Origin of the sequence: Brachybacterium kimchii, assembly GCF_023373525.1 — a bacterium.
GTDB classification, from domain to species: domain Bacteria; phylum Actinomycetota; class Actinomycetes; order Actinomycetales; family Dermabacteraceae; genus Brachybacterium; species Brachybacterium kimchii.
Map to the genome: position 1 here is coordinate 3,961,224 of NZ_CP097218.1, position 12,664 is coordinate 3,973,887.

Annotated in this window: 10 protein-coding genes; 7 read left to right on the forward strand and 3 right to left on the reverse strand. The window is 69.9% G+C overall.

The features are described from left to right. Positions 1 to 35 precede the first annotated feature (35 nt). From M4486_RS18035 to ku, 3 genes are all read right to left on the reverse strand, one after another. On the reverse strand, positions 36 to 947 hold the full coding sequence (locus M4486_RS18035; protein WP_249478708.1) for a DUF1684 domain-containing protein: 912 nt from the start codon (positions 945 to 947) through the stop codon (positions 36 to 38). Continuing rightward, a complete protein-coding gene (locus tag M4486_RS18040) occupies positions 944 to 1,957 on the reverse strand; it encodes an ATP-grasp domain-containing protein (protein WP_249478709.1) in 1,014 nt (337 codons plus the stop codon). Before M4486_RS18040 ends, M4486_RS18035 begins: the two co-directional genes overlap by 4 nt. Positions 1,958 to 2,232: 275 nt before the next feature. Continuing rightward, positions 2,233 to 3,222, reverse strand: coding sequence for a non-homologous end joining protein Ku (gene ku / locus M4486_RS18045; RefSeq protein WP_249478710.1), 990 nt, complete (start codon positions 3,220 to 3,222; stop codon positions 2,233 to 2,235). Between the two features lie 104 nt (positions 3,223 to 3,326). On the opposite strand from ku, the gene M4486_RS18050 reads away from it, so the two are divergent. The 7 genes from M4486_RS18050 to M4486_RS18080 all read left to right on the forward strand — a co-directional run bounded on the left by M4486_RS18050 (position 3,327) and on the right by M4486_RS18080 (position 12,645). Then, positions 3,327 to 5,867, forward strand: coding sequence for an ATP-dependent DNA ligase (locus tag M4486_RS18050; protein ID WP_249478711.1), 2,541 nt, complete (start codon positions 3,327 to 3,329; stop codon positions 5,865 to 5,867). Positions 5,868 to 6,039: 172 nt separating this feature from the next. Next, positions 6,040 to 7,605 (forward strand): amino acid ABC transporter substrate-binding protein/permease, encoded by a 1,566-nt coding sequence (locus M4486_RS18055; protein ID WP_249478712.1) that lies wholly within the window; start codon positions 6,040 to 6,042, stop codon positions 7,603 to 7,605. Further along, positions 7,602 to 8,417 (forward strand): amino acid ABC transporter ATP-binding protein, encoded by an 816-nt coding sequence (locus tag M4486_RS18060; protein WP_249478713.1) that lies wholly within the window; start codon positions 7,602 to 7,604, stop codon positions 8,415 to 8,417. The genes M4486_RS18055 and M4486_RS18060 overlap by 4 nt, the downstream gene beginning before the upstream one ends. Positions 8,418 to 8,570: 153 nt before the next feature. Next, a complete protein-coding gene (locus M4486_RS18065) occupies positions 8,571 to 9,914 on the forward strand; it encodes an MFS transporter (RefSeq protein ID WP_249478714.1) in 1,344 nt (447 codons plus the stop codon). Next, the gene (locus tag M4486_RS18070; RefSeq protein ID WP_249478715.1) at positions 9,911 to 11,011 is read left to right on the forward strand and encodes an Ldh family oxidoreductase; all 1,101 of its coding nucleotides are present in this window, start codon (positions 9,911 to 9,913) and stop codon (positions 11,009 to 11,011) included. The genes M4486_RS18065 and M4486_RS18070 overlap by 4 nt, the downstream gene beginning before the upstream one ends. Beyond that, positions 11,008 to 11,880, forward strand: a complete 873-nt coding sequence (locus M4486_RS18075; RefSeq protein ID WP_249478716.1) for a dihydrodipicolinate synthase family protein — start codon at positions 11,008 to 11,010, stop codon at positions 11,878 to 11,880. The genes M4486_RS18070 and M4486_RS18075 overlap by 4 nt, the downstream gene beginning before the upstream one ends. Before the next feature lie 90 nt (positions 11,881 to 11,970). Next, positions 11,971 to 12,645, forward strand: coding sequence for a GntR family transcriptional regulator (locus M4486_RS18080; RefSeq protein WP_249478717.1), 675 nt, complete (start codon positions 11,971 to 11,973; stop codon positions 12,643 to 12,645). The last annotated feature ends 19 nt before the right edge of the window (positions 12,646 to 12,664 follow it).

Here is a 12,664-nt window from a genome sequence, read left to right on the forward strand (position 1 = left end):
TCACACCCCGGGCCGCCGCCGGGCCGACGGCTCGCTCACGCCGCGCTCGCGCGGGCGGCGGGCACCTTCTCCCCGGCGTCCACGCAGAAGGGGAGCGTGTTCTCCCGCGGCGGCACCGGGCAGGTCGAGAAATCGGTGTAGGCGCACGGGAGGTTCACCGCGCGATTGAAGTCGAGCACCGCGGAGCCGTCGGCCGACGGGGCGGGGACGGTGAGGGATCTGCTCGCCGCATAGGTCGTGATCCCGCTGGTCGCGTCCCGGAACAGGACCGTCAGCGCGCCGTCCGCGCCCGCGAATGCCGTGAGGTGGTGGGTGCGCCCGTCGCGCTCGAACTCGAGACGGCCCGGGCTCGAGAAGGTGTGCTGGATGCCCGGCAGCACGGCCTCGACCCGGCGTGCGGCGGGCGCAGGATCGGCGACGAAGCGAGCGTCGATCGCCCACTGCGGGTCGGCGGGATAGGCCTTCGTCCCGGTGAAGGAGGCGAGGTAGGGGCTGTCCGCGCGACGGGGTCGCAGCATGACGCCGCTGCCGCGCCGGGAGACCTCCGCGAGTCCGTCGACGCCGCCGTCATTCGCCCCACCGCCACTCGTGCCGCTGTCGCCCGCGCCGCCCGACCGATCGACGAAGCGCAGCAGGACGGTGCCGTCGTGCATGAGCGGTGCGAGCTGCCGGGTGCCGCGCAGCTCCTCGTCCCCTGCCGTGAGGACCTCGCCCTCGGCGAGCTCGACCAGCGGGCCCTGGGGGCCGACGGACCAGGCGCCCGGGACGCCGGGCGCGCGCAGTCGCGTGCGGCCAAGCCAGTGCAGTCCGGTGGCGGCGAGGATCCCGAGCGGCTCCGTGCGCGAGCTCTCGTGCGCCTCGTGCCAGGCGGTCCACTCCTGCGTGAAGGCCGCGGTGGCGGCGGGCCCGGATGCGGTCCGGGCGGCGGTCCTGGGTGCGGCGCTCATGCGGCGCCCCGCACGACGTCCAGCGGCACCGTGCCGCGCTCGGCGTCCAGGAGCTCCCCGAACCAGCGCGCGACCTGCCGCACGGCGGGCGTCGGCGCTTCGCGCTCGACCTCCGCGTTGTAGTTGGAGTTCGTGTTGAGGTCGTAGGTGACGGTGCGGCCATCGGTCGTGGTGAGGAACTCGATGCCCGCGATCTCGATCCCGAGGTCCGCCAGCAGCTCCTCGTAGCGCCGGATCAGGGGCGTGCTCGCGGCGATCGACCGATCGAGCCGGAAGCTCGGGGGCGTCGGGGTCCCGGGCAGGGCGCAGGCGTCGGACGGGCAGAGCTCGAATCCGCCGGAGGTGTCCACGCGCACCGCGTACACGAAGCGGCCGCCCACGAACTCCGCGCGCGTGATCACGGGCTCGGGGGCCACCAGCAGCTCCTGCAGCAGGGTGATGCCGTCGGCGCTCTCCTCGAAGTCCGCGCCCCGCACGTAGTCCTCGAAGGACTCGTGGTCCTCGAAGCGGCGCACCCCCAGGCCCTTGCCGCCCTGGTCGTGCTTGGTGATGAAGGGTGCGGGAAGGGTGCGTGCGGCATCGGCGAGCGAGTCGCGGTCGTGCACGGCGATCGTGCGCGGCACGTCGAAGCCCGCGTGGCGCAGCGCCGCGTGCTGCTGGATCTTCGAGACCTCGAGGTCGGCGACGCGGGAGCCTCCCACCACCCGTCGCCCCCAGGACTCGAGCCAGGTGAGGGCGCCGCGCGCGACGTCCTTCGCGTGCGGCGCGCCGCGGGTGTGGGACGAGGCGCTCAGACGGGACCAGAACACGCCCTGGGGAGGTTCGGCGTCGAGATCGAGCACCCCGCCGTCGAGCGGCCACTCGATCAGCGGCACGCCGACGGCCTCGAAGGCCGCGGTGAACGGGGCGATCCACTCCGGGTTGTCGTGCAGCACGTGGACCGCCGGAGCGGCCGGCACCACGGGCAGGGACGGGGCCGCGGATGCGGTCGGGAATGCGGGGTCGGACATCGGGCCTCCTGGACGTCGAGCTCTGGACCTGCCGGAGCAACGGGTGGGCCGACGCTAGCCCTCCCTCGGGTCGCGCGGTGGATCACGGACATCCCGCGTCATCTGCGGACGCCCCGGTCCACGCGCACACGATCGGTGCGTGGATGCGCCTGCCCGCGCCCGGACGTGCCGGGGCGGCAGTGATCGTGTTCTCCGAACTTAGCTTATGGGTGCCATAAGCAGAGCGCAGGGGTTGAAGAATGTGGGGTTCCTCGCGCGGCGCACCGCGCCACCGATCACGAGGACTTCCGCTTCTTCCCGGAGGCCGATGCGCTCTTCGAGGAGGACGTCTTCGACGTCCCCGCCGATCTCTTCGATCCTCCTGCGGGCTTCTTCGACCCTGCGGCGGACTTCTTCGAGGCCCCGGCGGGCTTCTTCGAACCGCCAGTGGACTTCTTCGCTCCCGACGACGAGCCCTCCGATCCCGTGGACCCGCGCTTCTGGAGGCTGCGCTCGAGCGCGTCCATCAGGCTGATGACCTTGCCGCCCTGCTCCTTCTCGGCGTGCTCCTCCCGCTCGCGGCCGAAGGTCTCGTCGGTGTCCACGGACTCCCCCTGCTCGAGCTTGTCCTCGATGAGCTCGTGCAGCTGCTCCTGGTACTCGTCGGAGTACTTCTCGGGCTCGAAGTCGCCGCTGAACCGGTCGACGAGAGCACCGGCCATGTCCAGCTCCTTCTCGGTGATCTTCGGCCGTTTGCGGGCGGCGGGGAAGTCCACGTCCTGCACGTCCTCGGGCCAGCGCATGGTCTGGAGCGTCAGCAGGCGCCCGCGGGAGCGCAGCACCCCCAGGCGCGTCTTCGTACGCAGCGTGAAGGTGACGATCGCGGTGCGCTCGCTGTGCTCGAGCGTCCGGCGCAGCAGCACGTACGACTTCGGCGATCTGCCGACCGGCTCGAGCACGTAGGCCGTGCCCAGCAGGAGCGGATCGACCTGTTCCCGCGGGATGAACTGCACGACGTCGATCTCGTCGTCCTCCTCCGCCGGGAGGGCATCGAGCTCCTCGTCGGTGAGGACGACGGTCTTGTCGCCCTCCGCATAGGCCTTCTCGATGTGGTCGTAGTCGATCACGCGGCCGCAGACCTCGCAGCGCCGCTCGTACCTGATGCGCCCGTCGTCCTCGTCGTGCACCTGATGGAAGGAGACGTCGTGCGACCGGGTGGCGCTGTACAGCTTCACCGGCACGTTCACGAGCCCGAACGTGATCTCACCGCTCCATATCGCGCGCATCGCACCATCACAGCACTCCCGGGCGCCCACGGCCAGAGGCCCTTCGCGCAGCGGCGGCCGGGCTCGCCCGTGACAGGGCGGGTGATCCGCGCAACAGTGGAGCCATGTCGGCACGGGAGCAGAAGTCCGCACGGGAGCAGAAGGTGGAGGTCGACGGCCGCACGCTGCGGCTCACGCACCTCGACAAGGTCATGTATCCCTCGACCGGGACCACCAAGGGCGAGGTCATCGACTACTACCGGCGTGCCGCCGGGGTGATGGTGCCGCAGGCCGCCCGCCGACCGGCGACGCGGAAGCGATGGGTCGACGGGGTCGGCACCGCTGAGCATCCGGGCAAGGTCTTCTTCCGCAAGGACCTCGAGGACTCCGCGCCCGACTGGGTGCCGCGAGCGGACCTCGAGCACCACGACGGCATCTCCACCTACCCCCTGGTGGACGAGGCGGCCGTGCTGGTGTGGCTCGCCCAGCTCGCGGCCCTCGAGATCCACACCCCCCAGTGGCGGTTCGACGCCGAGGGCGAGCCGGCCCGCCCCGACCGGCTCGTGCTCGATCTCGATCCGGGAGAGGGCGCCGGTCTCGGCGACTGCGCCCAGGTGGCGCTGTGGTGCCGCGAGCTCCTGGACGAGATGGGACTCGACTCCTATCCCGTGACGTCCGGCTCGAAGGGGATCCACCTCTACGCCCCGCTGGACGGGACCTCCGCCGCCGACGAGGTCGCCGAGGTCGCGCACCGTCTCGCGCGAGCCCTCGAGGACGAGCACCCCGACCAAGTGGTCAGCGACATGAAAAGGTCCCTGCGCCGAGGGAAGGTCCTGGTCGACTGGTCGCAGAACAACGGGCACAAGACCACGGTGTGCCCGTACTCCCTGCGCGGCAGGGAGCGTCCCACGGTCGCCGCGCCCCGCACCTGGGACGAGATCGAGGGCTCCTCGCTCGCCCAGCTCGGGTTCGAGGAGGTCCTCGCGCGCATCGAGGACGGCACCGATCCCCTCGCGGCGCTCGGCCTCGAGCAGCACGACTCGTCGGCCGGGGGAGAGGCGCCGGCCGACGACGAGGCGTCGGCCGGGGCCGCGGACGATCGACTGCGCACATACCGCTCCAAGCGCGACGCGCGCCGCACTCCGGAGCCCGTCCCCGATGCGGCAGGGGAAGGGCCGCAGGGGCGGGCCGATGCCGTGCGGCGCGCGCTCGAGGCGGAGGACCCGATGTTCGTGATCCAGGAGCACCACGCCTCGAGCCTGCACTGGGACTTCCGGCTCCAGCACGACGGGGTGCTCGTCTCCTGGGCCGTCCCCAAGGGACCGCCGCTCGAGACGGACGTGAACCGGCTGGCGGTGCAGACGGAGGACCATCCGCTCGAGTACGGCACCTTCGAGGGGAGCATCCCGGAGGACGAGTACGGCGGGGGAGAGGTGACCATCTGGGACAGCGGCCTCGTCGAGATCGAGAAGTGGCGCGAGGGGCGCGAGGTCATCGCCGTCTGCCGCGGACGCGAGGACGGAGGGCTCGGAGGCGTGCCGCGCCGCTTCGCGTTCATCCACACGGGAGGCATGGGCCGCGGTGCCAGGAGCGCGGCCGCGAAGGAGAAGGCGAAGGCCGACTGGCTCCTGCACCTCATGAAGGACCAGCCCGAGGAGGGATCGGCAGGTGCCCACGAGGAGACCGACGCCGACGACCGGATCAGCCCGATGCTCGCGACGCTCGGCGCGCGCGAGGACATCGACGAGGACGACTGGGCCTTCGAGATGAAATGGGACGGTGTGCGCGCGATCGCCACGATCACCCCGGCCGGTGTGCGCCTGACCAGCCGCGGCGGCAAGGACGTCACCGCCGCCTTCCCCGAGCTCGGAGAGCTCGCCGACGCGGTGGGCGGCGCCGGCTCCGGGACGGGACGCATCGTCCTGGACGGTGAGATCGTCGCCCTGGACTCCCACGACCGGCCCTCGTTCTCGCGCCTCCAGCGACGTCTGGGACTGACGTCCCGGCGCGACGTGGAGCGGGCGCAGAAGGAGACGGAGGTCCACCTGATGGTCTTCGACCTGCTCGAGGCCGACGGCAGGTCGCTGCTGCGCACGCCGTACAGGGAACGGCGCGAGGCCCTCTTCGCGGCCGTCGACCCCACCGAGCACGTGAAGCTCCCGCACGCGGACCATGGGGACGTCGACCACGCGATCGCCGTCTCCCAGGAGCTCCAGCTCGAGGGCGTGATGGCGAAGAAGGAATCGAGCGTCTACCAGCCCGGGCGCCGTGCCCGCACCTGGATCAAGATCAAGAACGCCCACCACCAGGAGGTCGTCGTCGTGGGCTGGCGCGAAGGCCGGGGCGCACGCGCAGGCGGGATCGGCTCCCTGCTGCTGGCCGTCCCGGACGAGGACGGGAATCTGCACTACGTCGGCCGCGTGGGCACCGGGTTCAGCGAGGACGACCTCGAGCACGCGCGAGAGCGCCTCCGCTCGCGCGCGCGGAAGACGCCGCCGGTGAGCGGCGTCCCGAGCGCCGACGCCCGCGATGCCCACTGGGTGCGCGCCGACCTCGTGGGCGAGGTGCGCCATGCCGAGCGCACCCCCGACGACAGGCTGCGCCAGCCCGTGTGGAGGGGGTGGCGTCCCGACAAGGACGCCGACGAGGTGCGCTGGGAGTCCTGATCCCTGCGCGGGATCCTGCGAAAGGGCCCCTGCGCACGCCTTGCTATGGTGCACGTGCTGTACGACACGTCACGACAACATCGCACGTGCCGCCTTCGTCGGGCTCGCAGCCGTGCGGGCCCCCACGGGGCACCGATGCCCGGGCGGCGCCGCGAGGTCCGAGGAGGAACCGGTGTCGCCCCTTTCCCCGCCCGCCCCAGGCATCCCGCCTGCGTCACCCGAAGCGGCTCCGCCGCGCACCGCATCGGCCGCCCTCGCGCCTCCGCCCGCCGGAGCCCGGCCCCCCGCGCTGCGCTGGATCGCACTGCTCGCGGTCCTGCTCATGGCCGCGCTCACCGCCGCGGTGAGCGCGCAGCCCGCCCACGCGGAGCCGAAGGAGAAGTACGTCGTCGGCACCGACACGACGTACGCGCCCTTCGAGTACACCGGCTCCGACGGCGACCTCGAGGGCATCGACATCGACCTGCTCCACGCGATCGCGAAGGACCAGGGTTTCGAGGTCGAGATCCGCCCGCTCGGCTTCGACGCGGCGGTCCAGGCGCTGTCCTCGAACCAGGTCGACGCCGTGATGGCGGGCATGACCATCACGGACGAGCGCAAGGAGTCCTTCGACTTCACCGACACCTACTTCGTGGGCGGCGTGCAGTTCGCGGTGCCCGAGAGCAGCGACATCTCCTCCCTCGACCAGCTGAAGGGCGAGACGGTCGCGGTCAAGAACGGCACCACCGGCAAGGACTTCGCCGAGGAGAACAAGGACAAGTACGGCTACACGGTCGACACCTACCAGGAGACCACCGACGTGGTCGACGCGGTGAAGTCCGGGCACGCGGTCGGCTACTTCGACGACTACCCGGTGATCGCCTACGGCATCACCCAGGGATCCGGCTTCAAGCAGGTCGGTGACCCGCAGGGCGGCGGCGACTTCGGCGCCGCCGTGAACAAGGGCAAGAACGCGGAGTTCCGCGAGAAGTTCAACGCGGGGCTGAAGAACCTCAAGAAGAGCGGCGAGTACGACAAGATCGTCGAGAAGTACGTCGGTGCCCAGGGCAGCGACGGCGGCGGTGAGCAGGCGCAGAAGCCCGACCGCTCCGTGCTCACGGTGATCACGGACTACTGGCCGCAGCTGCTGCACGGCGTGTGGCTCACATTCCTGTCCACGGTGGTCGCGCTCGTGCTGGCCTTCGTGCTCGGCATCATCTTCGGCTTCGCCCGCCTCGCGCGCTTCGCTCCCTTCCGCTGGGTCGCGACCGCGTATGTGTACGTGTTCCGCGGGACACCGATCCTGGTGCAGGCGTTCTTCATCTTCTTCGCGATCCCGCAGATGTTCCCCGAGCTCAAGATGGGGCCGTTCGTCGCCGGTGCGATCACGCTGACGCTGAACACCGGCGCCTACATGACCGAGATCATCCGCGGCGGCATCCAGGCCGTCGACTCCGGGCAGACGGAGGCCGCCCGATCGCTGGGCCTGGGCCACCGCAAGACCATGCAGAAGGTCGTGCTCCCGCAGGCCTTCCGGATCATGATCCCGACCTTCGTGAACCAGGGCATCATCACGCTGAAGGACACCTCGCTGCTGAGCGTCATCGGGCTCGCAGAGCTCACCTACCAGTCCCGGCAGATCATCGCGACGACCTACATGTCCTCGCAGGTGCTGGTCGTGGTGGCGTTCCTGTACTTCGCGGTGATCACGGTGCTCACCCTGCTGTCGCAGCGACTCGAGAGGAAGTACGCGGTATGAGCGAGCAGACGAGTCCGAGCGGGCAGACGGGCGCCCGCGACGGCGCGGGTGCCTCCGGCGCGACGAAGGATGCGGGCGAGCGTCCCGAGAAGATCGTCGTCGAGGGGCTGCGCAAGAGCTTCGGCGACAACGAGGTGCTCACCGGCATCGACCTCACGGTAAAGGAGCGCGAGGTGGTCGCGATCATCGGCCCCTCGGGGTCGGGCAAGTCCACCTTCCTTCGCTGCCTGAACCGTCTCGAGGACCCCACGGGCGGGTCGATCGTGATCGACGGCGCCGACCTCTCGGGGCGGAAGGTGAAGATCGACGAGGTGCGCCAGAGGATCGGCATGGTCTTCCAGCACTTCAATCTCTTCCCGCACATGACCGTGCTCGAGAACATCACGCTCGCGCCGATCCAGCTGGGCAAGTGCTCCGCGAAGGAGGCCGACCAGCGCGCCCGCACCCTCCTGGACCGGGTGGGGCTCGCCGAGAAGGCCGACGCCAAGCCGGCCTCGCTCTCCGGCGGGCAGAAGCAGCGCGTCGCGATCGCGCGTGCGCTCGCGATGGAGCCCGAGGTGATGCTCTTCGACGAGGCCACGAGCGCGCTCGACCCCGAGATGGTGGGCGAGGTGCTCCAGGTGATCCGCGACCTCGCCGAGAACGGGATGACCATGATCCTGGTGACCCACGAGATGGGCTTCGCCCGCGAGGTCTCCAACCGCACGATCTTCATGGACGGCGGCGTGATCGTCGAGGCCGGGACGCCCGAGGAGATCTTCGGCGATCCGCAGAGCGAGAGGCTCAAGGACTTCCTGGCCAAGGTGCTCTGAGCACACGGCGACCTCCGCACCGACCCGGTGCACGAGCGCGGCCCCCGCACCCACCGGTGCGGGGGCCGCGGTGCGTCCGGTGCCTCTTGCACACTCACCGTCTACCGTTTACCGTTAACGAACGGGATACCGACGAACAAGGGAGTGACCGGTATGGCATCCGTGGCCACGGAAGACGATGCGCGCGGTGCGCGCCGAGCGGGGCGCCCGAAAGTCGGCGTATACCGATATGCGGTGCTCGCTCTCGTGACGCTCGGCGTCTCGGTGAACTACCTGGATCGAGCGACGATCAGCGTCGCCCTCCCGGACATCCAGCACGACCTGGGGTTGGCAGAGGCTGCAACGGGTGTCGCGCTGTCTGCGTTCTTCTGGACCTACGCGACATTCCAATTGCCCAGCGGCTATCTGGCCGGACGCATCGGGCCCCGCGTGATGATCGGTGCGTCCGCGCTCTGCTTCGGCCTCGTGACCGTACTGATGGGGTTCGCCTGGGGTCTCGTCTCCCTGATCGTGCTGCGCCTGCTGCTCGGTATCGGCGAGAGCCCTGCATTCCCTGCCTCGGCCCAAGTGGTGTCCCGGTGGTTCCCCCGCTCAGAGCGGAGTTTTGCCTCCGCGACCTTCAACAACGGCAACCCGATCGGGTCCACGCTGTGCATCCCGCTCGTCGCCCTGCTGATCACGTGGGCGGGTTGGCGCAGCGCCTTCTACGTGACGGGTGCGGTCGCGATCATGTACGCGATCGCCTGGTGGTTCCTGTACCGCGATCCGCGTGCCTCGCGCCGGCTGCGCCGCGAGGAGCTCGAGTACATCGAGGCCGATCAGGAGGAGGCCAACAGAGATGCTGATTCCCAGCAGACCGTGCCCTGGCGCTCTCTTTTCCGCCACCGGATGGTCTGGTCGATGATGATCGGCTTCTTCTGCATCAACTTCGTGGCCTACTTCTTCATCACCTGGTTCCCCACGTATCTTGTGCGCACCTACGACCTCAGCCTGCTGAAGTTCGGTTTCATCGGAATGATCCCCGGGATCGCATCGATGCTCGGCGGATGGACGGGCGGGCTGGTCTCCGATCGACTCGTCCGACGAGGGGTGCCGGTGAGCCGCGCTCGCAAGATCTGCCTCGTCGGTGGGCTGCTGGGCACCTCGGTGATCATGCTCGCGGTGCTGTCACCGACGGTGTCGACCGCGCTGCTCGCGCTCTCGCTGTCCTACTTCTCCTCGACCTTCGCGGCAGCCTCGGTATGGTGTCTGCCCGCCGACGTCGCCCCGGTCAACGCTCATGTGGGTTCACTGGGAGGAATCCAGAACGCCGCGAGCAACTGCGCGGGCATCGTCTCGCCGATCCTGATCGGTGTGATCACCGGTGTGACGTCGTCCTTCGCGATCCCGTTGGTCATCGCAGGAGTCGTCGCCCTGCTCGGGGCCGCGAACTATGCGTTCGTGATGCCGAAGATCGAGCCGCTGCGCTCGACCTCGCCGCAGGCGGTGGGCGCATGACGGACGACGACCGCCGGGCCGTGGAACTGGATGTCGATGAGCTCCAGGACCGTTTGCGACGAATACTCGAGAACCTCGGGAGCCCGGCAGACGTCGCCGCCGAGGTCTCCCTCCACCTGGTGAGCGCGGAGCAGTCCGGCCACGCGAGCCACGGCGTCCTGCGCATGGCGCAGTACGCGAGGGAAATCGATGAGGGCAGCATCGATCCAGCGGGTCGCCCCACAGTCGTCAACCGGTCGGGAGCAGCAACGGTCCTCGATGCGCACCATGGCTTCGGGCACTTCTCGGCGGCCACGGCCGTCGACGTCGCCGCCCGGTCCGCACGTGAGCACGGAGTCGCCACCGTCGCCATCCGGGATGCGACCCACATCGGCCGCCTCGGCGAGTACGCGGAGCGGCTCGCCGACCTCGGACTCGTCTCGATCATCGTCGCTGCGGCAGCTGGCCCCGGCATCGGCTCCATGGCTCCTTTCGGGAGCTCCACCGGCCTTCCCTTCCTCAACACCAATCCGTGGGCGATGGGTTACCCCGGTGCGGACGCGCCGATCATCTTCGATGCCGCGATGTCCGTGATTCCCGAGGGCAAAGTCCACGCAGCCCTCGCACGCGGCGAGGACGTCCCGGAGGGCGCGCTCCTGGACCGCCACGGCGCGCCATCCATGTCTCCGCAGGACTTCCTCGACGGTGGCACGCTGACTCCGCTCGGGGGCCCCGGGTCCGGTCACAAGGGATACGGGCTCGCTCTGTCCGCAGCGCTGCTCGGGGGTCTCGCCCACGCCGATGCCGCCGCACCGCAGCTGAACGGCCTCGCTCAGGTCCGCGGTGCGGACGAGGGCGGGCGCCGCACCGGGGGCGTCACGATCATCGCGCTCGACGTCGCCGCATTCAGCGATCGCGGCGACGAGTATGCCGAACGCACCACGCGCCTCTCGGATGCGATCCGTGCCGACGGTGCGCTCGTTCCCGGCGACGTCGAGCGCAAAGCTCGGCGGCGTGCCGACGGCACGGTGACGCTTCCCGGCGAGACCCGCCGCGCGCTCGAGGCACTCGAGCGCGGAACCGACCCCTCCACGTCCACATCTGAGGAGACTCCATGACCACGACCCGACCGACCATCCTCACGGCCGCCCCGGTGGGCTTCACCGCCGACGGTGCCGTCGACCTCGATGCCTCGCGCAGGATCTTGGAGTTCATCCGGGACTCCGGCGTCGACGGCTCCTTCGTCCTGGGAACGACGGGCGAGTTCCCTTCGCTCTCCCGCGAGGAGCGCCGAGCGCTCGCCGGACTGAGCCTCGAGGTGCTCGCGGACCGCCGGGTGGTGGTGCACGTGGGAGCACCGAGCATCCACCAGGTCCGCGAATTGATCGATGACGCCCGTGGCGCCGGTGCACGCGCCGTCGCGGTCCTGACTCCCTACTATCTGCCCGCGAGCACGACGGCCGTCGTCGACTTCTTCCGCGAGGCGGCGGCCGCCGCCGAGGGGCTCGAAGTCTTCGCCTACCTCTTCACGGCGAGGACGGGGAACGCAGTCGGAAGTGATCAGCTCGCCCAGATCGCACAGATTCCCGGGATCATCGGTGCGAAGGTCAGCGGAGAGACGCTCGAGCACGTCGCCTCCCTGCGCAAGTCCGTTCCGGCGGACTTCCAGCTGCTCACCGGATCGGACGCTGAGATCGCGCGCGTGACCTCGCGTGGGATCGACGGTGTGATCTCCGGCGTCGCCTCGGTGCTGCCCGAACCGTTCGTGGCCGTCGCGGAGGCGCTCTCCGCGGGCGCCGCTGACGACGAGCTGAAGTCGTTGCAGTCCGGCGTCGACCGTGCTGTCGAACTGATCCGGGGCGACCCGGAGCGGATGAAGGCGGGGCTGGCGGCGCGCGGCGTCGAAGCCGGGACCAGCCGTATGGCCCTGGACCGACCCGAGCCGGAGCTCGCCGACCTCGTCAGGTCGTTCTCGGGGCTCTCGTGACGCGGAGGCCTGGGCGAGAGGGCAGGGCCGGTGATGATGCCTTCGTGCGACGGGCTACGGTAGTCCGGACCGTCGAGCGGAGAGGCACCCATGCACCAGAACCGGCTGCGCAGCGTCCCCATCGGAGTTCGGCTCGCCGAGACGTTGAGAGATCGGATCGTGCGAGGGAGCATCCCTGCAGGGACGCACCTCGTGGAGGACCGAGTCGCAGAGGAGTTCGACGTCAGCCGCGGACCCGTGCGAGATGCACTGCGCATCCTCTCGATCGAGCAGCTGATCGAACCGGTGGGACGCAGAGGTCTTCGGGTCATCGGGCTGGGGCCCGACGGGGTTCGCGACCTCTATGCCGTCCGCCGCGGCCTGGAGACCGTCGCGGTCACCGAGGTGTGCCGCGCCCGAGCGGAGGGCGGCTTGGGCCCGCTGCATCGGAGTGTGGAGACCATGCGGGGCAGCACCGGCGACGTCGACGCCTTCGCGACGAGCGACCTCGCCTTCCATCGCGCCCTCTACGAGACCTCGGGAAATCGGCGACTGCTCGCGCTGTGGGAGCAGATCGAGCCGCTCTTCGCCTGCATCCTCGCGATCACCAACAGCATCGACGGCGACCTCGAGCCCGTCGTCGTGGATCATTCGACTCTTCTAGAGGTCATCGCCTCGGGAGATGAGCGCCGAGCCGTCGACGTGCTCGAGAAGCACCTCGACGGCTCGCGTCGACGCATCATCACTGCGCTCGAACAGGTCTGGGCACACTCCGACGGTTCCTGACCGGGGCCCGGGGCGGTGA

Excerpts from the sequence above, each read along its gene's own strand:
- M4486_RS18070 (WP_249478715.1), top strand. The coding sequence starts at position 9,911 with ATGACGGACGACGACCGCCGGGCCGTGGAACTGGATGTCGATGAGCTC.
- M4486_RS18080 (WP_249478717.1), top strand. The coding sequence starts at position 11,971 with ATGCACCAGAACCGGCTGCGCAGCGTCCCCATCGGAGTTCGGCTCGCC.
- M4486_RS18075 (WP_249478716.1), top strand. The coding sequence starts at position 11,008 with ATGACCACGACCCGACCGACCATCCTCACGGCCGCCCCGGTGGGCTTC.
- ku (WP_249478710.1), bottom strand. The coding sequence starts at position 3,222 with ATGCGCGCGATATGGAGCGGTGAGATCACGTTCGGGCTCGTGAACGTG.
- M4486_RS18065 (WP_249478714.1), top strand. The coding sequence starts at position 8,571 with ATGGCATCCGTGGCCACGGAAGACGATGCGCGCGGTGCGCGCCGAGCG.
- M4486_RS18035 (WP_249478708.1), bottom strand. The coding sequence starts at position 947 with ATGAGCGCCGCACCCAGGACCGCCGCCCGGACCGCATCCGGGCCCGCC.
- M4486_RS18050 (WP_249478711.1), top strand. The coding sequence starts at position 3,327 with ATGTCGGCACGGGAGCAGAAGTCCGCACGGGAGCAGAAGGTGGAGGTC.
- M4486_RS18060 (WP_249478713.1), top strand. The coding sequence starts at position 7,602 with ATGAGCGAGCAGACGAGTCCGAGCGGGCAGACGGGCGCCCGCGACGGC.
- M4486_RS18040 (WP_249478709.1), bottom strand. The coding sequence starts at position 1,957 with ATGTCCGACCCCGCATTCCCGACCGCATCCGCGGCCCCGTCCCTGCCC.